The following is a 23,929-nucleotide window of genomic DNA, read 5'->3' on the forward strand; positions in this document are numbered from 1 at the left end:
GTGTCCCAGCCCGGCACCGCCCCCGCACCGGGACGGACCCCGCCGTGGCGCTACGCCATCGGCATGTTCGGCACGTCCATCCCGATCAACATGATCAAGGGATCGATGATCCTCTTCTACGTCGACCTCCTCGGGCTCGACGTGCGCGCCTACGGCGTCGTCATGGTGGTCTACGCGGTCATCGACGCCCTGGACAACCCGCTGCTCGGCCACCTGTCCGACCGCACCAGGACCCGGTTCGGCCGGCGCCGGCCCTGGCTGCTGGCCGGCGCGCCGATGCTGGCCGCCTGCATGGTCGCGTTCTTCTCCGTCCCGGCCTCGCTGCACGGCATGGGCCTGCTGATCTGGTTCGCGGTGTTCGCGATCCTGTGCGAGGCGTTCGACTCGATGCTCAACGCCAACTACGGCGCGCTGCTGCCCGAGCTGTTCCCGCGCGAGCGCGACCGGGCCGTGGCCAACGCGCTGCGCCAGGGCTTCCAGCTCGTGGCGCTGGTGATCTCGCTGGCCGTCACCCCGCTGCTCACCACGCAGGTGTTCGGCACCGAGCACTCCACCCAGGGCTTCCGCACCACGGCGATCGGCTACGGCGTGATCGCGCTCGCGGTGATCGTGTTCATGGCGCTCGGCGCTCGCGAGAACCCCCGCTACTCCACCCGCGAGCAGCCGATGCTGCTGCGCAGCCTCTGGTCCATCGTGCGCAACCCGCTGTTCTGGACGGTCGGGCTCACCGGCGCCTGCTACGGCGTGGCCATGGCGCTCGTGCTCGCGGGCATCCAGCTCTACGTCCGCTACTCGCTCGGGCTGCCCGTCGGCAACGCGCTCTACCTCCAGGGCGTCGTCATCCTCGTCACGGCGGCCGGCCTCGCGGTGTGGACGCGGGTCGTGGCCCGCCGCGGCGCGCTGTGGGCCTGGCGGCTCGCGTTCGCGGTGCTCGCGGTCAGCTTCGCCGCGCTGTTCCTCGCCACCGACCTGCTCACCGCGATCGCCGCCGGCGTGCTCGTCGGCGCCGGCTGGTCGGGGATGCTCGCCACGAACGACCTCGTCGTCGCGCGGGTCCTGGACGCCGACGCGGCGCGCAACGGCGAGCACCGCGAGGGGCTGTTCCTGTCGGCGTTCGGCTTCTTCGGCCGGCTCAACGGGATCGTGACCGGGCTCGCGCTCACCTCGCTCGGGGTGTTCTTCGGCTACAACTCGGGGGCCGACCCGGGCGCCGACCCCGGGCTCGCGTTCCGGGTGTACCTGTGCGTGTACCCGTTCGCGCTGACGGCGATCGGGGCGGTCGCCGCCCGGTTCGTCACCGTGCCGATCGAGACCCCGCCCGAGGCCGCCGGGCCGCCCCCCGCCCCCGCCGGCGACGAGCCCACCCTGGAGCGTCCCTGATGACCCGCCGCCTCGTGATCACCGCCGACGACCTCGGGCGCGAACCCGGCTCGACCGACGTCATCCTCGCGCTGCTCGCCGAGGGGAACGTCAGCGCGACGACGCTCATCTGCGTCTCGCCGGACGCCGGCCGGGCCGCCGCGCGCGCACGGGAGCTCGGCGTGCTCCCGCGCCTGCACGTGACGCTGACCAGCGAGCGCGACGTCCCGCGCTGGCGGCCGCTCGGCGGCCCGGCGAGCCTCGCCGACCCGGACGGGACGCTCAGCGACGACCCGTGGGTCCTCGGCGCGCGCGGCGAGGCCGGGGACGTCATCGCCGAGGCCGGCGCGCAACTGCGCTGGATGCGCGAGAGGGGACTCGCGCCCGTCGCGGCCGACTCCCACGCCGGCACCCTCTACGGCCTGCACGGCAGGTCCTGGCTCGGCGGGACGCTGGCCTGGTGCGCCCGCCACGGCCTGGCCTTCCGGCTGCCCCGCGACCCCGAGCCGTACTTCGGCGGGCCGCTGCCGCCGGAACTGGCCGCGGCCCACGCGGCCGCCGTCGCGCAGGCCGACGCGCTCGGCGTGGCCATCCCGCGGACCATCGCCACGAACCGCCGCACGGCCCACGACCTCGGCTCCTACGAGCGGCTGCGCGACGACTACCTGCGCCGCCTCGCGGCCCTGCCCGAGGGCACGAGCGAGCTGTTCCTGCACCCGTCGCGCGAGGACGCGGTCGCCGGGCCGGACGGCGTCGTGCGGAGCTGGGAGACGCGGCTCCTCCGCGACCCGGTCTGGCACCGGGCGCTGGAGAAGGAGGAGATCGAGGTCGTCCCCGGCTGGTGGCCCTGACCCCGGCCCCCTGAACACGGAGATCCGGCCGCCGCGACGTGTGCTCGTCGTCGCGGCGGCCGGATCGCGCTTCGCGGTGGTTACCGGCCGGAGGTCAGTTCCAGCCGCCCGGCCACTTGCCCGGCCACCACCAGTTGCCGTTGTCCTGGTCGTCGTCGTGATCGTAGTCGTGGTCGTCGTCGTGGTCGTAGTCGTGCTCCGGCGGGGTCACGTGCTTGACCGGCTCCGGCTTGGGCTCCTCGTGCTTGACGCTCTCGTGCTTGTGACGGCGCTTCTCGTTGCGCGACTGGTTGTCGTTGTCGACGATGACGTCGATGTACGGCGGCTGCCAGCGCGGGCTGCGCAGGACCGGCTTCTCCCTCGGGACGTACCTCGGCTTGCTGACGTGGTGGACGGGCGCCGGCTCCGGCGGCCCCCCGGCCTGGACGGCGGGGATGCCCACGCTCGCGCAGGCCACCCCCAGGCCCACTGCCGGAAGGAACATGACGCCGGTGACGGCGCCGGTCAGGGCCAGGGCCGCGAAGCGCGCACGGCGCGGCGTCCGCGACTGCCGCATGTTGATGTTCACGTGCTCTCGTTTCCGTTCATGGTGTGTCGGCTCAGACGGAAGCAGGCGTACCCATGACGGTGTTCTCATTTATCTCTCTAAACCCAAACGACCCATCAAAACCACAGATCTCGCTGGATAACAGGACGCGGTGGGTCCCTTCCCGCATGCTCCCCAAGCGTCACCTGTTTGACAGGTGACGGCTGCGCCTGCCAGGATCGTCACCAGTTGAACCGGTGACGCAGGAGGCGCGCCGGTCGTACGAAGGGATGGGCCATGGCAGTCACCTACACCGGGGTCGTCACCGTGACCGGCGAGGGCCGCAACGGCGGCCGCGCCGCCGCCGACGACGGCCTCCTCGACACCACGCTCGCCATCCCGAAGGAGTTCGGCGGCGCCGGCGGCGCCACCAACCCCGAGCAGCTCCTCGCCGCGGGCTGGGGCGCCTGCTTCCTCGGCGCGGTCAGGAGGGCCGCGGCCGAACGCGGGGTCCGGCTCACCAGCACCGCCGTCACCGTCGAGGTGACCCTTACGCACGGCGACGACGGCGAGTTCGGCCTCGGCGCGGTGCTCAACCTGGAGCTGGGCGGCGTCGACGAGCGAACCGCCGCCGAGCTCGGCGAGGCCGCGCACCGCATCTGCCCCTACTCCAAGGCCACGCGCGGCAACATCCCCGTCACCGTCAGGGCGAGCGCCGCCTGACCCCGTCCCGGCATCCAGGAGGTGACGTCGATGACCGACCGCCACGACCCGGCGCGCGGCGGGCCGCCCCTCGCGCGCCGGGTGCTCCTCGCGACCCTCGGCGCGGGCGCCGCCGCCCTCGCCGCGGCCCCCGTCCTGCGCGGCGGCTGGGAGAGCGCGGTCGCGGCGATCTCCCGCAACGACCCCACCGGCCTCAGCGGGCTGCTGCCCGGGCCGGGCGGCTTCCGCTACTTCAGCGTCGCGGGCTCCGTGCCGGAGCGCACCGCGGCCGACTACCGGCTGGAGATCGGCGGCCTGGTCGAACGCCCGCGCGCGTACACGCTGGCCGACCTGCGGGCGCTGCCCCAGACGCGGGTCGTCGGCGACGTGACCTGCACCGACGGCTGGCAGGTGCCGGGCGCGGCCTTCTCGGGAGTGCTGCTGTCGCACCTGCTCGACCGGGCCGGGGTGCGGGCCCAGGGCGGGGCGGTCCGCTTCACCTGCTTCGACGGCGTCTACAGCGAGAGCCTGACGCTCGACCAGGCCCGCCGCCCCGACGTGCTGGTGGCCCTCGACCTGATGGACGCGCCGCTCGGCCACGACCGCGGCGGCCCGGTCCGGCTCTACGTCGCGCCGATGTACTTCTACAAGTCGGCCAAGTGGCTGTCCGGCATCACCGTCACCGAGCAGGTCGTGCCGGGTTACTGGGAGGAGTACGGCTATGACGTCGACGGCTGGCTCGACCGGCGCGCCTGAGCCGCTGCTGCGGCGCTTCACCCGCGCCGAGCGCCTGGTCCACCGGGCCACCGCCGGGCTCATGCTGCTGTGCGGGGCGTCGGCGGCCTGCCTGTACGTCACGCCGCTGGCCGAGCTGGTCGGCCGCCGCCACCTGGTGATGGTCGCGCACCAGTGGTCGGGGCTGCTGCTGCCCGTGCCGCTTCTGCTGGGGCTGGCCTCCCGCGCCCTGCGCGCCGATCTGGGCCGGCTGAACCGGCTGGCGCCGTACGACCGGGAGTGGCTGCGCGGGCTGCGAGGGGGCGGGCGGGGGCCGCGTCCGGCGGGGAAGTTCAACGCCGGGCAGAAGATCTGGGCGGGCTGGATCGCCGGGGCCGTGCCGGTGATGGCGGGCACCGGCCTGCTGATGTGGTTCGGCGGGCTCCTGCCGTGGATACCGCGCCGCGACGCGATCCTCGTGCACGACCTGACGGCCCTGGCGATCGCGGTCGTCGTGGCCGGGCACGTCCGGCTGGCGCTGCGCGATCCGGGGGCGCGGCGCGGGATGCGCACGGGGTGGGTGACGCGGCGGTGGGCGCGGCGGCACCACCCGCGCTGGGCGGATCCACCTGTGACAGACCCGACCGCGACAGACCCGACCGCGACGGAACCGACCGCGACGGAGCCGACCGCGACGGGGCCGGACGGCCGCGCCGGGCCGTGATTGCGCGCGGTGGCGTCACCTGTCAAACTGGTGACGTGAAGCATGTCTTCCTGTGCGGCAACCCCGCGCTCGACCTCGCCTGCACGCTCCGCGCGCGGCGCACCGAGCGCGTCGAGACGCTCGACGCCCCCGGCCGGCTCGACGCCTGGTACGTGGAGTCGGCCGTCGCCGACACCCTCACCCCCTGCGGGGAGGCGGACCTCGCCCAGGCGGTGGCGGTGCGCGAGGCGATCTACGCGCTGGTCACCGCCCGGCTCGCCGGCGGCCCGTACGACGAGAAGGCGCTCGCCCTGCTCAACGAGGCCGCCGGCCGGCCCCCGGCGGCCCCCCGGCTCACGCCCGAGGGCCGGTGGGTCGAGGCCACCCCCTGCCAGGCGCTGTCCACCGTCGCCCGGCACGCCATCGAGCTGCTGAGCGGCCCCGACGTGCCGCTCATGAAGGAATGCGCCAACCCCGAATGCACCAAGATCTTCATCGACCGGTCGCGGGGCGGGCGCCGGGAGTGGTGCGGCATGGAGTCGTGCGGCAACAAGGTCAAGGCGGCCGCCTACCGGGCGCGGAGGAAGGCCCGGCCGGCCGCCGCGCGCTGACCCGGTGACGGCTGGTATCGTGATAGGCGCTCGTAGTCGAACGAGGAGACCAGACGTGGCAGGTGACGACGACATCTCCGGGTGATACCGGAGATCGACCGGCCCCGGCAGGCGTGTGCGTGACCGCCAGCCGGCGTGGCCGTGTCCGTCGTCCCGTCAATCCGTCGTAACGCCGGGCGGCCTTCGCGCGCCCGCGCTCTTCATCTCCGAGGTCTTCGCACCATGTCCGACGCGTTCATCGTCTGCTCCCGCCTGTCCTTCTCCTGGCCCGACGACACTCCCGTCTTCCGCGACCTGTCCTTCAGCGTCGGCGCCGGCCGCACCGGGCTCGTCGCCCCCAACGGGGCCGGCAAGAGCACGCTGCTCAAGCTGATCGCCGGCGACCTGCGGCCCACGGCCGGCGGCGTCACCGTCGAGGGCGTGCTCGGCTACCTGCCGCAGGACCTCCCCCTCACCGCCGGGCTGAGCGTGGCCGAGGTGCTCGGCATCGCCCCCGTGATCGCCGCCCTCGACGCCGTCGAGGCCGGCGACACCGCCGAGGAGCACTTCACCACCATCGGCAACGACTGGGACATCGAGGAGCGCACCCGCGCCCAGCTCGACCGGCTCGGGCTCGGCGACCTCGCCTTCGACCGCCCGCTCGGCACCCTCAGCGGCGGCCAGGTCGTCTCGCTCGGCCTCGCCGCGCAGCTCCTCAGGCGTCCCGACGTGCTGCTGCTCGACGAGCCGACCAACAACCTCGACCTCGCCGCCCGCCGCCGCCTCCACGACGTGCTCGGCGACTGGCACGGCTGCCTGCTCGTGGTCAGCCACGACCGCGCCCTGCTCGACCGGATGGACCGCATCGCCGAGCTGGAACGCGGCGAGGTCCGCTTCTACGGCGGCGGCTTCACCGCGTACGAGGAGGCCGTGCGCACCGAGCAGGAGGCCGCCGAGCGGACCGTGCGCAGCGCCGAGCAGGAGCTGAAGCGCGAGAAGCGGGAGATGCAGCAGGCCCGCGAGCGCGCCGAGCGCCGGGCCGGCAACGCCGCCCGCAACCTCAAGAACGCCGGCCTCGCGCGCATCGTCGCCGGCGGGCTCAAGCGCGGCGCCCAGGAGTCGGCCGGGCGGGCCGGCCAGATGCACGCCTCCCGCGTCAGCGACGCCCAGGCCCGGCTCGACGAGGCCGGGCGGGCACTCCGCGACGATCAGCGGATCGCCCTGGAGCTGCCCGGCACCCGCGTGCCCGCCGGCCGCACCGTCTTCCAGGGCGAGCACCTGCTGGCCCGCGGCCTGTTCGCCGAGCCGGGGCTCGACCTCACCGTCCGCGGCCCCGAACGCATCGCCCTGACCGGCCCGAACGGCGCGGGCAAGTCCACCCTGCTCCGCCTGATCACCGGCGACCTCACGCCCGACGGCGGCACCACCAGGAGGGCCGACGGCCGGGTCGCCTACCTGTCGCAGCGGCTCGACCTGCTCGACCTCGGCCGGACCGTCGCCGAGAACCTGGCCGCCCTCGCCCCCGGCCTGGCCGAGGCGGAGCGGATGAACCTGCTGGCCCGCTTCCTGTTCCGGGGCGCGCGGGCGCACCTGCCGGTCGGCGTCCTGTCGGGCGGCGAACGGCTGCGCGCCACGCTCGCCTGCGTGCTGTGCGCCGAGCCCGCGCCCCAGCTCCTGCTGCTCGACGAGCCCACCAACAACCTCGACCTGGTCAGCGTCGGGCAGCTGGAGAGCGCGCTCGCCGCCTACGAAGGGGCGTTCATCGTGGTCAGCCACGACGAACGGTTCCTGGAGGAGATCGGGGTGGAGCGGTGGCTCGAACTGTCCGGCGGCCGCCTCCTGGAGACCGGCGCCCCCGGCGCCGACTGAGCCGTCCGCCCGTCGCGCGGGGACGGGGGCGCCGGCGCGGACGACCAGCCATGGCCGGCGCCCCCGCCCCCGCCCCGCCCCCGCCCCGCCTCCGGGCCGCCGGAAATCCCCTGATTGTCATACGGCACCCCAGCTCAAGCCACAGATCCGCAGGCTCGAAACTGTCGGTGCCGCTTGCGAGGATGTCCTCATGACCGAGACACCTCCCTCCACCGTGCCGGCCGACGCGACGGCGTACGCCGCAGCTGTCCAGCTCGCCGTCGACTCCGCCGCGGCCTACTACGCCGACGGCACCTCCACCCTCGACGACGACGCCTACGACCGGCTGGTCCGCGGCATCGCCGCCTACGAGGAGGAGCACCCCGGCGAGGTGCTGCCCGCCTCGCCGACCGGCAAGGTGGCGGGCGGGGCCGTGACGGGCGACGTGCCGCACACGGTGCCGATGCTGAGCCTCGACAACGTCTTCGGTCCCGACCAGCTCGCCGACTGGGCGGCCTCGCTGGAGCGGCGGCTCGGCCGCCCGGTGACGGCGTGGAGCGTGGAGCCGAAGCTCGACGGCCTGGCCATCTCGGCCCGCTACCGGCACGGCCGGCTGGCGCAGCTCGTCACGCGCGGCGACGGCACCGCGGGGGAGGACGTCTCGCATGCCATCGGCACCGTCGTCGGCCTGCCCGACCGCCTCGCCGAGCCGGTCACGGTGGAGCTGCGCGGCGAGGTCATGATGACCACCACCCAGTTCGAGGAGGCGTGCGCCAAGCGGCGGGCGCACGACGGCACCACGTTCGCCAACCCGCGCAGCGCGGCGGCGGGCACGCTGCGGGCGCAGGACCGTCCGTACGTGTGCGAGCTGACGTTCTTCGGCTACGGCGCCCTTCCGCAGCCCGACGACACCTCCGAGCTGGCCACCCGCCTGCGCGAGCTGCCGCACAGCGAGATCATGGAGTGGGTGGCCGCGCAGGGCGTGCAGACCACGGCCGCCACGCCGGTGGCGGGCATCGTGGCCGCCACGCTGGAGCGCGTCCAGGAGCGGGTGGGCGAGATCGGGGCGGCGCGCGCCGAGCTGCCGTTCGGCATCGACGGCATCGTGATCAAGTGCGACCTGGCCGCCGACCAGGCCCAGGCGGGGTTCAGCTCGCGCGCGCCGAGGTGGGCGGTGGCGTACAAGCTGCCCGCCACCGAGAAGATCACCAAGCTGCTGGCCGTGGAGTGGAACACCGGCCGCACCGGCATCATCGCCCCGCGCGCCGTGCTGGAGCCGGTCGAGCTCGACGGCAGCGTCGTCACCTACGCCACCCTGCACAACCCCGCCGACATCGCGCGCCGCGGCCTCATGATCGGCGACAGCGTGACGGTCTACAAGGCGGGCGACGTGATCCCGCGCGTCGAGGCGCCGGTCGTCCACCTGCGCACCGGCGACGAACGCCCCATCGAGATCCCGCGGTCCTGCCCGTCGTGCGGCGACGCCATCGACGCCTCGCAGGAGCGGTGGCGGTGCGTGCGCGGGCGCCAGTGCCGGGCGATCGCCTCCATCGTGTACGCGGCCGGCCGCGACCAGCTCGACATCGAGGGCCTGGCGGAGAACCGCATCAAGCAGATGCTCGACGCCGGCCTCATCACCGACTTCGCCGACCTGTTCTTCCTCACCCGCGAGCAGCTCCTCGGCCTGGAGCGCATGGGCGAGACCAGCACCGACAACCTGCTGGCCGCCCTCGACCGGGTGAAGAGCCGGCCGCTGAGCCGGGTGTTCTGCGCGCTCGGCGTGCGCGGCACCGGCCGTTCCATGAGCCGCCGCATCGCCCGCCACTTCGCCACCATGGACGCCATCCGCGCGGCCGGCGCCGAGGAGATCCAGCAGGTGGAGGGCATGGGCCCGGAGAAGGCGCCGGTGGTGGTGGCCGAGCTGATCGAGCTGGCCCCGCTCATCGACAAGCTGATACGCGCGGGCGTCAACATGACCGAGCCCGGCGCCGTCCCGCCCGCCGAGCGCGCGGCAGCGGCGACCCCGGGCGACACCGCGGAACCGGCCGACCGGCCGGCCGCGGAGCTGCCGCTCGCCGCGATGTCGGTCGTGGTCACGGGCGCGATGACCGGCCCGCTGGCGGCCCTGTCCCGCAACGAGGTCAACGAGCTGATCGAACGCGCCGGCGGCAAGGCCTCCTCCAGCGTGTCCGCCAAGACGTCGCTGCTGGTGGCAGGGGAGAAGGCCGGCTCCAAACGCACCAAGGCCGAAGGGCTCGGCATCCGCATCGCCACCCCGGAAGAATTCGCCGACCTGGTAGCCGCCCTCCTCTGACCCAACCCGACCCCACCCCCCACAACCCTTCCGCCCCACCTGCACCCCGCCCCACCTGCACCCCGCCCCACCTGCACTGCGCCCTACCTGCACTCCGACCCCGACCCCGCTCACGCCAGGTCCGCCCTCCGGCTCGGCACGGCGCCCGGCTCGGCACGGCGTCACTCGCCGGCCTGGCGTGGGGTCCGGCCGCCACCTAGTAACGTAGGAGACCTTCATAAATGCGCGTGGAGGTGTCCCGATGATGCAGGCGTTACGGTGGCCAGGCTGCGACAACACCCGTGATCTCGGCGGTCTGCCCACCGCCGGGGGCGGCCGGATCAGGCGAGGCGCCCTGATCCGCTCCGACCGGCCGCGCCCCGCGAGCGTCAGCACGCTGCTCCGCTCCGACGTCCGGCTGGTCATCGATCTGCGCCTGCCCGGAGAGTGCGCGGCGGACCCGAGCCCGCTCGCCGGCCACCTCATCTACCGCAACCTGCCCGTCCTGCGTGAGGAGGACACCGTCCTGGAGGCCATGGCAGAGACGTTGCCCGGCATCTACCGGGCGATCCTCGACCGCGGCGCGGACCGGATGGCACGCGCCGTGTCCGCCGTCGCCCTCGCCCCTCCCGGCGCGGTGCTCGTCCACTGCCACGCCGGCCGCGACCGCACCGGCCTCGTCGTCGCTCTGGCGCTGAGCCTGTCAGGCGTCCCGGACGACGAGATCGCCCGCGAGTACGCCCTCACCGCCACCTGCCTGCCGCCCGACCCCGGCGAACGCTCCCGCCGCCTGTCGGCCCAGATCACCGCGGCGACCATGCTGGAGACCTTGGCGTACCTGCGCGATCGGTACGGCGGGGCCGCCGCCTACCTGGGCCTCGACGAAGCTGTCACGACCCGGCTCCGGACCCGCCTCACCGCCCCCTCCTGACGTACGCGCCTCAGCGCGCGAGGGCTGGAAGTGGTGGAGTGGGGCCTGCACCATGGAGGGAGAGACCGCTCTGCCCGGGAGAGGTGCCGGTGTTCGACGCAGAATTACGCGATGAGTTGCTGGCGCGCCTGCAACGCGATCAGCAGCTGCGGCTGAACATCCCGAGGGGCCGGCCGGTGCCCGCGGACGTGCTCGCCGAATGGACGCGCGTGGACACCGAGAACAGCGCGTTCCTCAAGCGAGTCGTGGCCGAACACGGCTGGCCGGGGCGCGACCTCGTCGGCGAGGACGGGGCGCACGCGGCGTGGCTGCTCGCCCAGCACGCGGGCCACGACCTCGAGTTCCAGCGCCGCTGCCTGTCCCTGCTGCGCGAGGCCGTCGAGCGCGGGCAGGCGACCGCGAGGGAGTACGCGTATCTGCTCGATCGGGTGCGGGTGAGGGAGGACCGGCCCCAGGTGTACGGGACGCAGTACCGGCACTTCCCGGACGGCGGTTTCGGTCCGCACCCCGTCGAGGACCCGGAGCGCCTGGACGAGCGCCGGGCCGAGGCGGGGCTGGAGCCGCACGCCGAGTACGACCGCCTCATGCGCAAGCACCAGCCAGACTGAGCGATTACGCTCCGCGGAGCTGAGCTGGTGAACACGGTCGAGCGTCGTTGTCGTCGGGTCCCTGCCGATGGGGGGAGCGGTGGGGGAAGAGCGGTGGCTCGGCGCGGGCGATCCGTACGGCCAGTACGGGCTGATCCGTACGCCTGGTGGGGGATTCGGTACGGCTAGTGGGGGATGGAGTCGATGACCTCGCGCGCGCCCTGCCGCAGCAGCGCGACCGCGACGGAGGTGCCGAGCGTGGCCGGGTCCAACGGGCCGGCCCACTCGTGCGCGTCCAGCACCGTCTTGCCGTCCGGGCTGAACACCCGGGCCCGCAGCGACAGCCGGCCGTCGCGCTCGGCGCGGGCGTAGCCGGCGATCGGGCTGTTGCAGTGGCCCTGCAGGACGTGCAGCAGCATGCGTTCGGCGGTGATCTCCTGCCAGGTGGGCGGGTGCCCGAGGCCGGCCACGGCCTCGATGGTGGCCGCGTCGTCCTCCCGGCACTGCAGCGCCAGGACGCCCGCGCCGATGGGCGGGCACATCGTCTCCAGCGACAGCACCTCGCTGGCCCGCTCCCGCTGCCCGATCCGCTCCAGCCCGGACACCGCCAGCAGCAGCGCGTCGGCCTCGCCCGCGTCGAGCTTGGCCAGCCGCTTGTTGGCGTTGCCCCGCATCGGCACGCACCGCAGCCCGGGATGCGACACCGCGAGCTGGGCGACCCGCCGCACCGACGACGTGCCGATCGTGGCGCCCTCGGGCAGCTCGTCCAGGGTGAGCCCGCCGGGGTGGACGAGCGCGTCGCGCAGGTCGTCGCGCTTGAGGAAGGCGGCGAACACCGTGCCCGCGGGCAGCGGACGGTCGGCCGGCACGTCCTTCATGCAGTGCACGGCCAGGTCGGCCCGGCCGGCGAGCAACGCCTCGTCGACCTCCTTGGTGAAGGCCCCCTTGCCGCCCAGCTCCGACAGCGCGCCCTGCCACCGGTCGCCCGAGGTGGTGACCGGCACGACCTCGGTGCGGATGCCCGGGTGCAGCTCGGCCAGCTCGGCGCGGACGCGCTCGACCTGGGCGAGCGCCATCGGGGACGAGCGCGTGACGATGCGGATCAGCTCAGGGACTGCCATCCATCGATGGTAGTCGCTAGCGGAGGCTGCCCGGGGGGATCCGTCAGGACGCACGCCGAGCCGTGCGGCGTGCAGCGGGAGCGCGGCGTTCAGCGGGTGCGGCGTCGGGGGTGCGGGGGTGGGGCGGTGCTGGCGCGGATGACGAGTTCGGTGGCGAGTTCGAGGCGGTGGTGGGGGAGGGGTTCGTGGTGGGCGAGGTGGAGGAGCATGGTGGTGGCGGCGGCGGCCATCTGGGTGAGGGGCTGGCGGATGGTGGTCAGTGGAGGGATGGTCCAGCGGATGGAGGGCAGGTCGTCGAAGCCGATGACGCTGAGGTCGTCGGGGATGCGCAGGCCGAGTTGGGCGGCGGCGTGGTAGACCCCGATGGCTTGGCCGTCGTTGGTGGCGAAGATGGCGGTGGGCGGGTCGGGCTGGGTGAGCAGGTGGTGGGCTTGGGTGCGGCCGCCTTCGATGAGGAAGTCGCCGCCGGTGATGAGGCCGGGGTCGGTGGGCAGGCCGGCGAGGTCGAGGGCGGTGCGGTAGCCGTCGAGGCGGGCGCGGCTGGGCAGCGCGGCGTCGGGGCCGGTGATGATGGCGATGCGGCGGTGGCCGAGGTCGATGAGGTGGCGGGTGGCGGTGAGGCCGCCGTGCCAGTTGCCGGCGCTGACGGAGGGGATGGTTTTGGCGGGGGCGTCGGCGGGGTCGATGAGGACGAGGGGGATCTCGCGGCGGGCGAGGCGGTCGTGCTGGTGGTCGGTGAGGCCGGAGAAGACGGCCAGGACGCCGGTGGGGCGGCGGGCGAGGGCGGCGTCGATCCAGGTGTCGCCGGCGGCGGGGTCGTGGTGCAGGTCGGTGATGCCGACCAGGAGGTGGTGCTGGTGGGCGATCTGGGTGACGCCTTTGGTGATTTCGACGGGGTAGTCGCCTTCGAGGGCGTGGAAGACGAGTTCGATGAGGGTGGTCGGAGGGGAGCGGCGGCGCTGGCGGCGGTAGCCGTGGCGGCGGATGAGTTCTTCGACGGCGGCGCGGGTTTCGGGGGAGACCTCGGCGCGGCCGTTGACGACCTTGGAGACCGTCGCGGTGGAGACGCCGGCCAGCTGGGCGAGCTGGGCGATGGTGAGGGGGGACGACGGCGCGGTCATGGCCGCAGTCTAGCCAGCCCCGCCCCGCACCCAGCCCCGCCCCGCAGCCAGCCCCGGCCCGCAGCCAGCCCCGGCCCGCAGCCGTACCAGGCGGAGTGATGCGGGGCCAGGCAGGGGCAAGGGCAGGGGCGGTGGCGGCGAGGCGGAGCTCACCCGGCGGCGGCCCCGGCAGCTCCAGCGTCCCAGCAGCTCTCGTCAGGCGTAGTGGCGGTAGACGGCGCGGGCGACGCAGGCCGGCTTGGCCGAGCCCTCGGCCTCCACGGTGAAGTCGCACACCATCTGCACGCCGTCACCGGGGACGTCGGTGACCTCGGCGACCACGGCCCCGAGCCGGATCCTCGACCCGACCCGCACGGGGCTGGGGAAGCGCACCTTGTCCAGGCCGTAGTTGATGCTCATGGTGACGTCCTCGATGGCCAGCAGGTCGTTGAAGAGCGGGATGACCAGGGCCAGGGTGAGGTAGCCGTGCGCGATGGTGCCGCCGAAGGGGCCCTCCTTGGCGCGTTCGGCGTCCACGTGGATCCACTGGTGGTCGTCGGTGGCGTCGGCGAAGGTGTTCACCCGCTCCTGGCCGACCGGCAGCCACCGGCTGTGGCCCAGGTCCTCGCCGGCCAGCGCCTTGATGCCGGCCAGGCCGCGCGCGGTGGTGGTCATGCTGGGGTCTCCTTCGGGGTGAGGCCGAGCAGGCGGCAGGCGTTGTCCTTGAGGATCTTGGGGCGGACCTCGGGCTTGAGGTCGAGCTTGGCGAAGTCGGCCAGCCAGCGGTCCGGGGTGATCACGGGGTAGTCGGAGCCGAAGAGCACCTTGTCCTGGAGCAGGCTGTTGGCGTAGCGGACGAGCTGCGGCGGGAAGTACTTCGGCGACCAGCCGGACAGGTCGATGTAGACGTGCGGCTTGTGGGTGGCGACCGCCAGGGCCTCGTCCTGCCAGGGGAACGACGGGTGCGCCAGGATGATCCGCAGCTCGGGGAAGTCCACGGCCACGTCGTCCACCAGCATGGGGTTGGAGTGCTTCAGCCGGATGCCGCCGCCGCCCGGCACGCCGGCGCCGATGCCGGTCTGGCCGGTGTGGAACAGCGCAGGCACGCCCAGCTCCTCGATGGCCTCGTACAGCGGGTAGGCCATCGGGTCGTTCGGGGAGAAGCCCTGGATGCTGGGGTGGAACTTGAAGCCGCGCACGCCGTGCTCGGCGACCAGCCGCCGCGCCTCCCGTACGCCGGCCCGGCCTTTCCACGGGTCCACGCTGGCGAACGGGATCAGCACGTCGGGGTGCTCGGCGCAGCTCTCGGCGACCTCCTCGTTGGGGATGCGGGGGTGGCCGGTGGCGTGCTCGGCGTCCACGGTGAACACGACGGCGGCCATGTTCCGCTCGCGGTAGTAGGCCGCGGTCTCCTCGATGGTGGGCTGCCGGTGGCCCTGCGCCTTGAAGTACGCCTCCGAGGCGGCGAACAGCTCCGGGCTGAGCGAGCGGTGGCCGGTGCGGGAGACCTCGGCGTGCGTGTGCACGTCGATGGCGGTCAGCCGGTCGGGGTCCATTATTTCGCCCCCTTCGGGGCGGGGATGCCGTAGGTCTCCGGTTCGGCGCCCACGCCGGTGCTCCACTGCTCGGCGATCGCCTCGGCGCTCCAGCCGCCGTCCATGAACGCCACCGCCTTCTCCCGCGGATGCGCCCACAGGGCGAGCCGGTCGCCGCCGACGCCGATGGCCTGACCGGTCACCCCGGCGGACGCGTCGGAGGCCAGGAACGTGACGAGCCCGGCCACGTCGTCCACGGTGCCGAGGCCCTCGTCCCTGCGCAGCCAGGCGGGGAACGGCTCGCCGGTGCGCTCGGCCTCCTCGATGACGGGGGCGAACGCCGGGATCGTCCTGGTCATCTCGGTGGCCGCCACCGGGACGATCGCGTTCACGGTGATGCCGGCCCTGGCCAGCTCCATCGCCCAGGTGCGGGCCATGGCGACGATCCCGGCCTTGGCCGCCGCGTAGTTGGTCTGGCCGAAGTTGCCGCGCTGCCCGGCCGGGGAGGAGACGAGCACGATCCGGCCGCCGTCGCCCTGCTCGCGCATCCGTACGGCCGCCGCGCGGGCGCAGGTGAACGTGCCCCGCAGGTGGACCCGCACCACCGCGTCGAAGTCGTCGTCGGTCATCTTCCACAGCACGCGGTCGCGCAGGATGCCGGCGTTGGTCACCAGGACGTCCAGGCGTCCGAACCGCTCGACCGCCGTGCCGACCAGCCGCTCGGCGGCCGGCGTGTCGCCGACGGCGGCCACCACGCCCGCCGCGCGGCCGCCCGCGCCGGTGATCCTCTTGACCGCGGCGTCCACGGCCTCCTGGCCGACGTCGTTGACCACGACGGCCGCGCCGGCGGCGGCCAGTGCCTCGGCGTAGGCCAGGCCCAGCCCGCGCCCGCTCCCGGTGACGACGGCGACCTTGCCGCTGAGATCCATGTCCCACTCCATCCCGATTGACAGGAAACCTGTCGATCGAGAGCGTGTCATCGATCAGGAAACCTGTCAATGCCCTAGGCTGGGAGCCCGGGCGGGGAGCGAGGTGCGGGGACGATGACGGAGATCCAGGCGCGGCGGGAACGGGCCAAGGCGCCCGCGTCGCTGCTCTACATGGTCAAGCGGCTGGAGCTGGCCGTGCGCTCGCGTCTCGACGAGGTCGTCCGCCCGGCGGGCATCACCGCGCTGCAGTACACGGCGCTCACCGTGCTCGAACGCCACGACGGCATGTCGGCGGCGCAGCTCGCCCGCGACTCCTTCGTCACCGCCCAGTCCATGGCCGACATGATCCGCACGCTGGAGAACCGGGGCCTGGTCCGCCGCGAGCGCAACCCGGCCAACGGCAGGGAGCTGCTCATCCACCTCACCGAGGACGGCCACGAACTGCTCGCCACCCTGGCCGGGGCCATGCTCGCGCTGGAGGAGCGCATGGTCCTGGCCCTGTCCCCCGAGCAGGCCGACGACTTCCGCCAGGCGCTCGCCACGGCCTGGCGCGCGCTGTCCCGCCGCGACTGACCGGCGACGGCCTCCGGGCGCGGCCGGCCACAGACGGGCCCGCGAGGAGGCCGTGCCGCTGCGGCACCCCCGGCACGGCGACGCGGCCGGGCTGATCGGCACCGGCGTCCCGATCCGCTGCCCGGCCGCCACGGCCGCCCTGGACGAGCCCGCGCCCGCCCTCGGCGAGCACAACGCCGAGATCTAAGGCGGCCTGCTCGGCCGGGGAAGGATCGGACCCGTGGACGAACTGATTCTCGACCTCGACGAGCCCGCCACCCGGGAGCACGTCACCCGGTGCGCCGCCTGCAAGCACCGGCTGCGCACCCCCGAGTCGCGGGCCCTCGGCATCGGACCGGACTGCGCCGCCAAGCTCGGCATCGCGCCCCGCAGGCCCCTCCGCGTCACCGGCGTGCCCACTGGATGGGACGTCGACGGACAGCTCGACCTGCTGGAGGAGACAAGCTGACCAGACATGCCTCGACCAACCCCCTCCGATGAAGGACACTGCGAGAGGGCAAGGCGACCTGCTGGAGGAGACGTGGCACACCCCGAGCTGAACACGGACGTGGTCCTCGCCGCCGTGCGAGACCACGGGCACGAGGCCTACGACGTCCTGGTCAAGGAGTTCCCGTCGGAGGCGGTGATCGAGGAGTTCACCAAGGCCGCCAGGTCGGGCTTCACCACCTTCGGCATCGGCGTGCACCTGGCGGAGCTGACCGACAAGGGACGCAAGCGGCTCGGCTGAGCCGGTCGGCCGAGGGTCCGGCGCACGGTTTCCCGGCCCGCCGGTCTCACGCCTGCCCCGGGGCCGCGCCGGCCTCCCACACGCGCGCGAAGTTGGCGGCGTACGCGTCCACGACGCGGCGCTCCGACAGCTCGACCATCGCCTCGTCGTTGCGCCGCAGGGAGGTGGCGTTGAAGTTGTGGCTGCCGGTCATCACCCAGCCCGGCCCGTGTCCCGGGTCGGTGACCACGAGGTACTTGGAGTGGATGCGGCCGGCGGGGGTCGAGCCGTCGAGCACCCGGCGCGGCACGCCGGCGGCGTCCAGCGCGGCGGTGACCGCCGGGTCGGCCGGGCCGTGCACGACGCGCACCCGGCAGCCCGCCGTCACCAGCGCCGCGAGGCGGTCGACGATGGCGAGCCGGGTGGCGTCCCACTCGGACTGGCCGATCTCGACGCGGGTGCGGCCCTTGGGCTTGCAGCGGACCTGGCCGAGCCGGTCGGCGATCGGGTCGCGGTCGGCGACCGGGTAGAACTGGGCGGTGATCCGGCCGCCCCGCCCGCCGGCGGTGACGGTGGTGTCGTAGTCGGGGTTCTGCACCTCGGCGGCGAGGTCGTCGAAGTACTTGCCGTACCCCGCGAACAGCTCGCGGTTGCCGGGCAGCACGACCAGGTTGTTCCAGTAGCTGGTCGAGTTGACGTCGGTGAGGTTGTTGGACGCCTGGACGACGACGTCCCGCCGGCCGCCCGTCAGCGAGAAGAGCGAGAACTTGTTGTGCATGCCCTTGGTGCCCTGGCAGGAGGTGGTGTTGCCTTCCGGGCTCAGGTGGCTGCAGACGTGCACCCACGACGTGGCCGACTCGTCGGTGCCGAGCGTGCTGATCAGCGACGCGGCGGCCGGGTTGTCGACCTGGTAGCCGTCCATGACCATGCGGATCGCGACGCCGCGGCGGTGGGCGTCGAGCAGCACCGCCGCGTAGTCGGCGCCGGCGTCGCCGGAGACGACGAACTCGGCGATCTCGATCGACGACCCGGCCGGGGCCTGCTTGATCAGCGAGCAGATCCGCTCCACGACCGCGGTCGCGGTGCCGGCGAGCGGGTCGTTGAAGGCGGCCCCGGTCTCGACCGGAACCTCGGCGGCGTTGCGGCAGGCGCTGCGGGCGGGCTCGGGCAGGGCGGCCCGCGCGGCGGGGACGCCGACCGCCTGCGCGCACAGCGCGGTCAGGGCGGCGGCGAGGACCGCAGGGCGGAGGAAACGGGTTCGAGGCATGAGGGTCTTTCCAGGTGCTCACATTAACGTTAATGGGATCGCTGGCCGATGCTAGGACCGAGGGGTTCGGCCGTCAAGAGCGCATCCGCTCTCACCTCGCAACGCTGTCCGGACAAGCTGGCCGTCCGGTTGACTCTGGGTGCCATTAACGTTAATGAGAGAAGGCGCAGTCGGTGCGCGGCGGCCGGCGACGGCGGACGCGGACAGGAGCGTCGCGCCCGCGAGGCCGCCCCACAAGGCGATCGGGCCGTGGGCGGCGAGGGCGGTGATGACCGCCGGGGAGACGGCGAGGCCGAAGCCCGTGGAGAGCTGGAAGCGGGCGAGGGCCCGGCCCAGGAGACGGGCCGGGGCGAGGGCGGTGACGAGGGCCGTCGCGCTGCCCGCGTAGACGATCTCGCCGACGGTGCAGACCACGGACACCGCGGCGACCGCCGGCGCGCCCCAGCCGGGTCCCAGCGCGGTGGCGGCGAGGAAGCCGAGGTAGGACGCGGCGAGCACCACGCCGGCGAGAGCCAGCACCGCCCGCCGGGAGAAGCGGGACATCAGGACGGTGACCGGGACCTGCAACGTGACCACCAGCACCGTGTTCGCCACGAAGACGGCCGCCGGCCACACCGGGGACGCGTGCAACCGGGTCACCAGGATCAGGGGGAGCGCGACCTCGGGCACGTTGAGGCAGAAGATGTAGACCACGTTGGCGGCCAGCATGACGCGCATCCGGGGCGCGGGCCCACCGACGGCGTCCGGAGCGGTGTCCGGAGCGGTGTCCGGAGCGGTGTCCGGAGCGGTGTCCGGAGCCGCGTCGGGAGCCGCGTCCGGAGCGGGAGCGGAGGCGGCGGCCGGGTGGGCGCGCAGGCGGACCGACCACGCCAGGGCCGCCGCGGCGAGGTAGGCGAGCCCCGTGACGGCCGCCAGCGCCCGCAGCGCGGAGGTGCCGCCCGCCAGCGACGCGGTGGCGAGGAGCGCGCCCACGCCCAGCCCGGCGTTGCGCAGGGCGCGGCCGCCCGCGAGGGCGGCGTCACGCTCGCGGCCGTGACTGACCGTGGCCACGAGGGCCGCGTGGGCGGCCGGCCAGGCCTGGTTGCCGATGCCGAGGAAGAGCGCCGCCGTCGCGAACAGCGTGACGTGCCCCGCCGGCGCGGCCAGCAGCAGCGCCACCCCCAGCACCCGCACCAGCATCGACGCCGCCACGGCCGCGCTGCGCGCGCCCCGGTCCAGCCACCGGCCGACCGCGGGCATGCACACCAGGCCCACCACGACGCCGGTCGTCATGGCGACGCCGGTGACCGGCGCGGACAGCCGCAGCACCGTCACCCCGTAGAGCAGCAGGAAGGGCCGCAGCAGGCCGGTGCCGAGCGCGTCCACGGCCAGCGCGACGGCATAGCGGGGGCCTCCGGAGGCGCGGACGAGGGCCCGTGGCCGGATCTTGGTGGTGGTCGCCATGGCGTCAACGATGCGTCCGCCCGCCGAGCCGGCCGCGCCGGTTGACGGACAGCGTCAACCGACGCGGCCGCCGGCCGCGCGACCAGCGATGATGGGGGGATGACGGTGAGCATCGACATCCGCGGCCTGCCGCCGGAGCGACTGCGGGTTCGCCGCCTCCCCGCTGGCCGAGCTGACCGCGATGCTGCACGTCCTGGCCGAGCCCGGGCATCATCCGCAGCTCGCCGGCTGGGCCGCGGGCGTCTGGTCGGGGCTGCCGTCCGAGCTGGCCGAGCGGCTCAGGGAGGCGGAGTTCCTGTGGCGGTCCTCGCGGGCCGACTTCCTGGTCCCCGCCCGTCCCCGGCCGTCCCTCGCCGAGGAGCTGGACGACGTGGACCGCCTCGACGACGAGACCTACGTGACCGCCGCGCTCGTCACCACGTGCGGCAGCAACCGGGTGCACTTCGCCGGTCCGTCGCCGCTCGCCGACGCGACGGCCCGCGAGCGGGCCCTCGACCTCGCCCAGGCGCGCGGCGCGCTCCAGGAGGCCTTCGCCGAACGCCTGCTCGCCGACCCCGCGGCCGTGCGGGCGCGGGTGCGCGACACCCTCGAACAGTGCGCCGGGGCCTTCTTCGACGCCGCCTGGACGGACGTCGCCGGGCGGCTCGCCGCCGACCTGCGCCTGAAGAACGACCTGCTGAGGCGCCAGGGCCCCGCGGCGGCGCTCGCGTCCGTCTCCCGGGCCGTCACCCTGACGCCGGACGGCGAGCGCATCGTCGTGGACAAGCTGCAGGACAACGCGACCGCCGCGCACGGCGCCGGGGTTACCTTCCTGCCCAGCGTCTTCGGCCGTCCGCACCTGGTGGTGGTCCACGCGCCCGGCTGGCGGCCGGTGGTGCAGTACCCGGTGGCCGAGCCGGAGCCGGCGGAGCCGGTGCCGCTGGAGACGGTCACGCTGCGGCTGGAGGCGCTCGCGCACCCGGTGCGGCTGCGGCTGCTGCGCACCCTGGCGCGCGGCCCGCACACCACCGGTGAGCTGGCCCACGCCTGGGCACTCTCGCCGCCGGAGGTGTCCCGCCACCTCGCGGTCCTGCGGCGCGCGGGCCTGCTCACGGCCCGGCGGCAGGGGCGTTACGTCCGTTACACGGTCAACGTCCCCGAGCTGACGGCGCTGGGCGCCGATCTGCTGGCGGCCGTCCTGCGCTGAACGGAGCGGCCTGACAAAAAGGTTGACTGAATCGCGAAATTACGGACAGCCCGTCTACTACACTTCCCGATCACTATGGGACACCAATTAACCAGAAAAAGCAGATTCATCGGCGCTATATCGACGATTGCGGCCCTTGTCGCCTCTGTCGTTATTATTGCCGCAAGCCCGGAAAAGGGCGCGGCGGAGGCTGATGTCCGGTTGGCGGCCGGCGCGGCCGAGCGGCTGCAGGCGCGCCCCAACGACGGCTCGGGCCTGTGGCCGGACTTCTCCAACACCGGCTACCGGCACACGCCCGCCAATGCCGGCGGCCTGGGCCTCGGGGCCTACCCGGGCAAGCTCAAGGACTACACGACGGGCATGAGCTCGGCCAAGCCGCTGCGCCTGGAGTACGAGGACGGCAGCGTCATCTCCTTCACCCGCTTCCTGGCGGAGAAGGTCATCATCTACGGCGACAACCTCACCTTCGTCGGCTGCCTGTTCGAGGGCACCAGCCCCAACGACAACCTGGTGCAGATCTACTCCGACACCAACGTCTCGTTCCTGTACTCGACGTTCAAGCCCAGCTCGTACGACCTGCCGCCGGGCAACGACGGCACGGTCACGTCGTCGCACACCGAGCCGGGCACCCCGTACGACAAGTCCTGGCAGCTCATGACGACGATGAAGGAGGCCGTCGCCGTCATGGACCACAACGACATCTGGGGCAACGCCGGCCTCATCATGGTCACCGGCTTCCCGGGACGGCCGTCGACCTGGACGAACAACTACATCCACGACAGCGCCGACACCGCCCGCGACGAGTACCACCACGACGGCATCGGCCCGCAGAGCGAGGGCGACGGCGGCCCGATGGTGATCCGCAACAACACCATCGCCTCCATCGGCAACACCAACGGCCTGGCGCTGCAGGGCCAGGGCGTCTACAGCGACATCACCGTCGAGGGCAACTACGTCTCCGGCTGGGGTTACGCCCTGAGCATCGGCACCGTCAACAACGCCAGGAACATCACCGTCGCGGACAACGTCTTCTCCGCCGAGCTCCCGCAGCTGTACGGCTTCCTGTACGGCAACCTCTGGGGCGGCACGGCCGCCGGCTCCACCTGGCGCGGAAATCTGCTGCAGGTCCGCGCCGGCGACCTCAACACCCGCCACACGCCCGCCGACCACGGCACGTACCTGTGGCCGACCGACAACAGGGGCCACACCACCGACTACACCGGCTGAGCACCGGAACGGGAGCGGGCGCCCCAGGCGGCGCCCGCTCCCGGCCGGGGAACGCGGGTCGTCGGAGAGCGCCCGTCAGGTCGCGGGCGGGGCGTAGCCGAGCAGGCCCTCGTTGGTGACGCCAGGGCCTTCGCAGTCGGCGGCGGCCGACACGAAGTGGTCGCCGAAGCCCGGGATGTGGCAGCGGTAGAGCGGGACGTACGCGCTCGACGGGCGCGTCTCGTGGATCCAGCCCTCCGTCTGCACGATGGTCGTCCGCGTGCCCTCGCAGCCGGGGTCGAGGGAGACGAAGTAGTCGGCGGCGCCCGCCCGGCAGTTGTACAGCGCGCGGGTGCCGGGCTGCGGCGCCGACCACAGCGTCCAGCCGCCCTCGCGGGTGTAGCCGGCGGGCGGTGCGCCGGTGGTGACGAGGTGGCGGTGGTCCTTGACGTAGCGGGTGAAGGGCGTGCGGACGGGGGTGCGGCCGTCCGCGCAGGTGACCTTGCGGCGCATGACGCGGGCGTTGCCCCAGTCCGGCTGCGGGCTGGGCCACTGCAGGTAGTAGAGGGAGAAGTCGGCGCCCAGGTCGGCGGGGTCGGGGCCGTTGCCGACGGGCGTCACGTACGCGTTGAAGTACCCCGGGTCGCGCGCCACCGGGAAGCGGGCCGACCAGCCGTCGAGGCCGTCGCCGGAGGTGGACAGGACGATCTCGCGCTCGGAGACGGCGGCGGCCATGACGTAGGCGTTCATGGCCGTGCTGCGCACCACCTGCGGGCCCCAGGCCATGGGCCGGCCGGGGTTGAGGTCGGCGGACGAGCCGCCCCAGGCCGGCTCGTCCCACCCGCCGCCGCCGGTGTACTTGTGCCACGGCACGACCGTGCCGCGCTGCGCGGCCGCGATCACGTCCTTGAGCGGCGCGCGGGCCACCGACAGGCCGGCCGGCACCTGCTGCCCGCCGGCCAGGCGGTGGTCGGCGAAGTAGAGGTGCAGGTACTCGACGCCGTCGCCGCCCTGGACCACGGTGAGCTGCGGGATCCCCAGGTCGGCGTTCCAGGTGGCCTGGTCGATGGGGATGTCGGGCTGGACGACCTTGCCGAGGTAGGTGGTCACGCCGGTGGCGGGGTCCAGGCGGCCGAGGTGGAGCTCGGCGTAGAACTGGTCGCCGGCGACGCGCCGCTCCAGGTGGAGGGTCTGCAGGACGACCCCGGTGCCGGGATCCCGGTATACCGCGCCCCCGCCGGCCCAGATGTAGCCGGCCGGCACGCCCTGGAGCTGGGTGGAGAAGGCGACGCCGTCGCGGACCGGGTCGGCCAGCGTGCCCTTGACGGTCACGTTGCGCTGCGGGCGCGAGGCGACGCTGCCGCCGAAGGCCGCCGCGATGTGGAAGTAGTACGTGCCGCCGCCGAGGGCGGTGACGCCGAACGGGCCGTCGGGCCAGCCGTCGAGGCCGAGCCGGTCGCGGGTCGCGTCGGACACGGCCACCTCCGGCGGGCCGACGGCGAACGCGGCGCACCCGGCCGCGGCCTCCTCCGTCACGGCGGCCTGCCTCACCCCGGGCGGCGCCGATCCGCCGTGCAGGGTGAGGACGGCTCCGAGGGCCGCGGCGAGCGCTCCATGCCAGGCGTGCAACAGATCTCCCGAGGTCCGGTCATGTCGTTCGGGCGGAGCCTACGAGCGTGCTCCCGGTGCCGCCGGACATATCGGCAAATGTGGAAACGTCGGGGAGCGAGCCGGCCGGAGCCGGGAACTTTGCCGGCCG

At 73.7% G+C, this 23,929-nt stretch carries 25 protein-coding genes; 16 read left to right on the plus strand and 9 right to left on the minus strand.

What is annotated here, in order from left to right; translation table 11 throughout:
* Both MF672_RS42145 and MF672_RS42150 read left to right on the plus strand, forming a co-directional pair.
* The gene (locus MF672_RS42145) at positions 1 to 1,380 is read left to right on the plus strand and encodes an MFS transporter (protein ID WP_242379449.1); all 1,380 of its coding nucleotides are present in this window, start codon (positions 1 to 3) and stop codon (positions 1,378 to 1,380) included.
* The gene (locus MF672_RS42150) at positions 1,380 to 2,210 is read left to right on the plus strand and encodes a ChbG/HpnK family deacetylase (RefSeq protein WP_242379452.1); all 831 of its coding nucleotides are present in this window, start codon (positions 1,380 to 1,382) and stop codon (positions 2,208 to 2,210) included. Before MF672_RS42145 ends, MF672_RS42150 begins: the two co-directional genes overlap by 1 nt.
* Before the next feature lie 94 nt (positions 2,211 to 2,304).
* On the opposite strand, the gene MF672_RS42155 is transcribed toward MF672_RS42150, so the two are convergent.
* Positions 2,305 to 2,778, minus strand: coding sequence for a hypothetical protein (locus MF672_RS42155; RefSeq protein ID WP_242379454.1), 474 nt, complete (start codon positions 2,776 to 2,778; stop codon positions 2,305 to 2,307).
* A 255-nt stretch (positions 2,779 to 3,033) separates the two neighbouring features.
* On the opposite strand from MF672_RS42155, the gene MF672_RS42160 reads away from it, so the two are divergent.
* The 8 genes from MF672_RS42160 to MF672_RS42195 all read left to right on the plus strand — a co-directional run bounded on the left by MF672_RS42160 (position 3,034) and on the right by MF672_RS42195 (position 11,125).
* Positions 3,034 to 3,459 (plus strand): Ohr family peroxiredoxin, encoded by a 426-nt coding sequence (locus tag MF672_RS42160; protein ID WP_242379456.1) that lies wholly within the window; start codon positions 3,034 to 3,036, stop codon positions 3,457 to 3,459.
* Between the two features lie 30 nt (positions 3,460 to 3,489).
* The gene (locus MF672_RS42165; protein ID WP_242379459.1) at positions 3,490 to 4,194 is read left to right on the plus strand and encodes a molybdopterin-dependent oxidoreductase; all 705 of its coding nucleotides are present in this window, start codon (positions 3,490 to 3,492) and stop codon (positions 4,192 to 4,194) included.
* Positions 4,160 to 4,876 (plus strand): cytochrome b/b6 domain-containing protein, encoded by a 717-nt coding sequence (locus MF672_RS42170; protein WP_242379460.1) that lies wholly within the window; start codon positions 4,160 to 4,162, stop codon positions 4,874 to 4,876. The genes MF672_RS42165 and MF672_RS42170 overlap by 35 nt, the downstream gene beginning before the upstream one ends.
* Positions 4,877 to 4,911: 35 nt before the next feature.
* Positions 4,912 to 5,466 (plus strand): CGNR zinc finger domain-containing protein, encoded by a 555-nt coding sequence (locus MF672_RS42175; protein ID WP_242379461.1) that lies wholly within the window; start codon positions 4,912 to 4,914, stop codon positions 5,464 to 5,466.
* A gap of 222 nt (positions 5,467 to 5,688) precedes the next feature.
* On the plus strand, positions 5,689 to 7,314 hold the full coding sequence (locus tag MF672_RS42180) for an ABC-F family ATP-binding cassette domain-containing protein (protein WP_242379462.1): 1,626 nt from the start codon (positions 5,689 to 5,691) through the stop codon (positions 7,312 to 7,314).
* Positions 7,315 to 7,504: 190 nt separating this feature from the next.
* Positions 7,505 to 9,607: an NAD-dependent DNA ligase LigA gene (gene ligA / locus MF672_RS42185; protein ID WP_242379463.1), complete on the plus strand. Its 2,103-nt coding sequence runs from the start codon at positions 7,505 to 7,507 to the stop codon at positions 9,605 to 9,607.
* A gap of 241 nt (positions 9,608 to 9,848) precedes the next feature.
* Positions 9,849 to 10,517: a tyrosine-protein phosphatase gene (locus MF672_RS42190; RefSeq protein WP_242379464.1), complete on the plus strand. Its 669-nt coding sequence runs from the start codon at positions 9,849 to 9,851 to the stop codon at positions 10,515 to 10,517.
* An 89-nt stretch (positions 10,518 to 10,606) separates the two neighbouring features.
* Positions 10,607 to 11,125, plus strand: a complete 519-nt coding sequence (locus MF672_RS42195) for a DUF6624 domain-containing protein (RefSeq protein WP_242379471.1) — start codon at positions 10,607 to 10,609, stop codon at positions 11,123 to 11,125.
* A gap of 164 nt (positions 11,126 to 11,289) precedes the next feature.
* Here the strand turns inward: MF672_RS42195 and hemC are convergent, their stop codons facing one another.
* From hemC to MF672_RS42220, 5 genes are all read right to left on the minus strand, one after another.
* Positions 11,290 to 12,225: a hydroxymethylbilane synthase gene (hemC, locus tag MF672_RS42200; RefSeq protein WP_242379472.1), complete on the minus strand. Its 936-nt coding sequence runs from the start codon at positions 12,223 to 12,225 to the stop codon at positions 11,290 to 11,292.
* Positions 12,226 to 12,314: 89 nt separating this feature from the next.
* Complete coding sequence (locus tag MF672_RS42205; RefSeq protein ID WP_242379473.1) at positions 12,315 to 13,346, minus strand: LacI family DNA-binding transcriptional regulator; 1,032 nt, start codon at positions 13,344 to 13,346, stop codon at positions 12,315 to 12,317.
* A gap of 195 nt (positions 13,347 to 13,541) precedes the next feature.
* Positions 13,542 to 14,000: a MaoC family dehydratase gene (locus tag MF672_RS42210; RefSeq protein ID WP_242379477.1), complete on the minus strand. Its 459-nt coding sequence runs from the start codon at positions 13,998 to 14,000 to the stop codon at positions 13,542 to 13,544.
* A complete protein-coding gene (locus MF672_RS42215) occupies positions 13,997 to 14,881 on the minus strand; it encodes an amidohydrolase family protein (protein WP_242379479.1) in 885 nt (294 codons plus the stop codon). The genes MF672_RS42210 and MF672_RS42215 overlap by 4 nt, the downstream gene beginning before the upstream one ends.
* Positions 14,881 to 15,789, minus strand: coding sequence for an SDR family oxidoreductase (locus tag MF672_RS42220; protein WP_242379482.1), 909 nt, complete (start codon positions 15,787 to 15,789; stop codon positions 14,881 to 14,883). The genes MF672_RS42215 and MF672_RS42220 overlap by 1 nt, the downstream gene beginning before the upstream one ends.
* A 114-nt stretch (positions 15,790 to 15,903) precedes the next feature.
* Here MF672_RS42220 and MF672_RS42225 point away from each other — a divergent pair, with 114 nt between their 5' ends.
* From MF672_RS42225 to MF672_RS42235, 4 genes are all read left to right on the plus strand, one after another.
* Positions 15,904 to 16,362 carry a MarR family winged helix-turn-helix transcriptional regulator gene (locus MF672_RS42225; RefSeq protein ID WP_242379494.1) on the plus strand — a complete coding sequence of 153 codons (459 nt, stop codon included), beginning with the start codon at positions 15,904 to 15,906 and terminating at the stop codon, positions 16,360 to 16,362.
* Positions 16,363 to 16,414: 52 nt separating this feature from the next.
* Entirely contained in the window at positions 16,415 to 16,549 is a 135-nt protein-coding gene (locus MF672_RS51640; protein WP_302893367.1) for a hypothetical protein, read from the plus strand.
* Positions 16,550 to 16,582: 33 nt separating this feature from the next.
* Positions 16,583 to 16,810: a DUF6011 domain-containing protein gene (locus MF672_RS42230; protein WP_242379503.1), complete on the plus strand. Its 228-nt coding sequence runs from the start codon at positions 16,583 to 16,585 to the stop codon at positions 16,808 to 16,810.
* A gap of 72 nt (positions 16,811 to 16,882) precedes the next feature.
* Positions 16,883 to 17,089, plus strand: coding sequence for a hypothetical protein (locus MF672_RS42235; protein ID WP_242379504.1), 207 nt, complete (start codon positions 16,883 to 16,885; stop codon positions 17,087 to 17,089).
* Positions 17,090 to 17,135: 46 nt separating this feature from the next.
* Here MF672_RS42235 and MF672_RS42240 read toward each other — a convergent pair whose 3' ends face one another.
* Complete coding sequence (locus MF672_RS42240; protein WP_242379505.1) at positions 17,136 to 18,335, minus strand: phospholipase D-like domain-containing protein; 1,200 nt, start codon at positions 18,333 to 18,335, stop codon at positions 17,136 to 17,138.
* Positions 18,336 to 18,386: 51 nt separating this feature from the next.
* On the minus strand, positions 18,387 to 19,778 hold the full coding sequence (locus MF672_RS42245; protein ID WP_242379506.1) for an MFS transporter: 1,392 nt from the start codon (positions 19,776 to 19,778) through the stop codon (positions 18,387 to 18,389).
* Between the two features lie 181 nt (positions 19,779 to 19,959).
* Here MF672_RS42245 and MF672_RS42250 point away from each other — a divergent pair, with 181 nt between their 5' ends.
* Positions 19,960 to 20,964, plus strand: a complete 1,005-nt coding sequence (locus tag MF672_RS42250) for a helix-turn-helix domain-containing protein (RefSeq protein ID WP_242379507.1) — start codon at positions 19,960 to 19,962, stop codon at positions 20,962 to 20,964.
* Positions 20,965 to 21,165: 201 nt separating this feature from the next.
* Positions 21,166 to 22,191: a hypothetical protein gene (locus MF672_RS42255; RefSeq protein WP_242379508.1), complete on the plus strand. Its 1,026-nt coding sequence runs from the start codon at positions 21,166 to 21,168 to the stop codon at positions 22,189 to 22,191.
* A gap of 75 nt (positions 22,192 to 22,266) precedes the next feature.
* On the opposite strand, the gene MF672_RS42260 is transcribed toward MF672_RS42255, so the two are convergent.
* Entirely contained in the window at positions 22,267 to 23,799 is a 1,533-nt protein-coding gene (locus MF672_RS42260) for a hypothetical protein (protein WP_242379509.1), read from the minus strand.
* Positions 23,800 to 23,929: the final 130 nt, after the last annotated feature.

Origin of the sequence: Actinomadura luzonensis (genome assembly GCF_022664455.2) — a bacterium.
Classification (GTDB): Bacteria; Actinomycetota; Actinomycetes; order Streptosporangiales; family Streptosporangiaceae; genus Nonomuraea; species Nonomuraea luzonensis.

Bases quoted from the DNA above. Each gene is read 5' to 3' on its own strand.
- MF672_RS42205 (WP_242379473.1), bottom strand. From the start codon at position 13,346: ATGACCGCGCCGTCGTCCCCCCTCACCATCGCCCAGCTCGCCCAGCTG.
- MF672_RS42165 (WP_242379459.1), top strand. From the start codon at position 3,490: ATGACCGACCGCCACGACCCGGCGCGCGGCGGGCCGCCCCTCGCGCGC.
- MF672_RS42160 (WP_242379456.1), top strand. From the start codon at position 3,034: ATGGCAGTCACCTACACCGGGGTCGTCACCGTGACCGGCGAGGGCCGC.
- MF672_RS42210 (WP_242379477.1), bottom strand. From the start codon at position 14,000: ATGACCACCACCGCGCGCGGCCTGGCCGGCATCAAGGCGCTGGCCGGC.
- MF672_RS42215 (WP_242379479.1), bottom strand. From the start codon at position 14,881: ATGGACCCCGACCGGCTGACCGCCATCGACGTGCACACGCACGCCGAG.
- ligA (WP_242379463.1), top strand. From the start codon at position 7,505: ATGACCGAGACACCTCCCTCCACCGTGCCGGCCGACGCGACGGCGTAC.
- MF672_RS42180 (WP_242379462.1), top strand. From the start codon at position 5,689: ATGTCCGACGCGTTCATCGTCTGCTCCCGCCTGTCCTTCTCCTGGCCC.
- MF672_RS42190 (WP_242379464.1), top strand. From the start codon at position 9,849: ATGATGCAGGCGTTACGGTGGCCAGGCTGCGACAACACCCGTGATCTC.
- MF672_RS42240 (WP_242379505.1), bottom strand. From the start codon at position 18,335: ATGCCTCGAACCCGTTTCCTCCGCCCTGCGGTCCTCGCCGCCGCCCTG.
- MF672_RS42225 (WP_242379494.1), top strand. From the start codon at position 15,904: ATGACGGAGATCCAGGCGCGGCGGGAACGGGCCAAGGCGCCCGCGTCG.
- MF672_RS42250 (WP_242379507.1), top strand. From the start codon at position 19,960: ATGCTGCACGTCCTGGCCGAGCCCGGGCATCATCCGCAGCTCGCCGGC.
- MF672_RS42220 (WP_242379482.1), bottom strand. From the start codon at position 15,789: ATGGATCTCAGCGGCAAGGTCGCCGTCGTCACCGGGAGCGGGCGCGGG.
- MF672_RS42150 (WP_242379452.1), top strand. From the start codon at position 1,380: ATGACCCGCCGCCTCGTGATCACCGCCGACGACCTCGGGCGCGAACCC.
- MF672_RS42170 (WP_242379460.1), top strand. From the start codon at position 4,160: ATGACGTCGACGGCTGGCTCGACCGGCGCGCCTGAGCCGCTGCTGCGG.
- hemC (WP_242379472.1), bottom strand. From the start codon at position 12,225: ATGGCAGTCCCTGAGCTGATCCGCATCGTCACGCGCTCGTCCCCGATG.
- MF672_RS42245 (WP_242379506.1), bottom strand. From the start codon at position 19,778: ATGGCGACCACCACCAAGATCCGGCCACGGGCCCTCGTCCGCGCCTCC.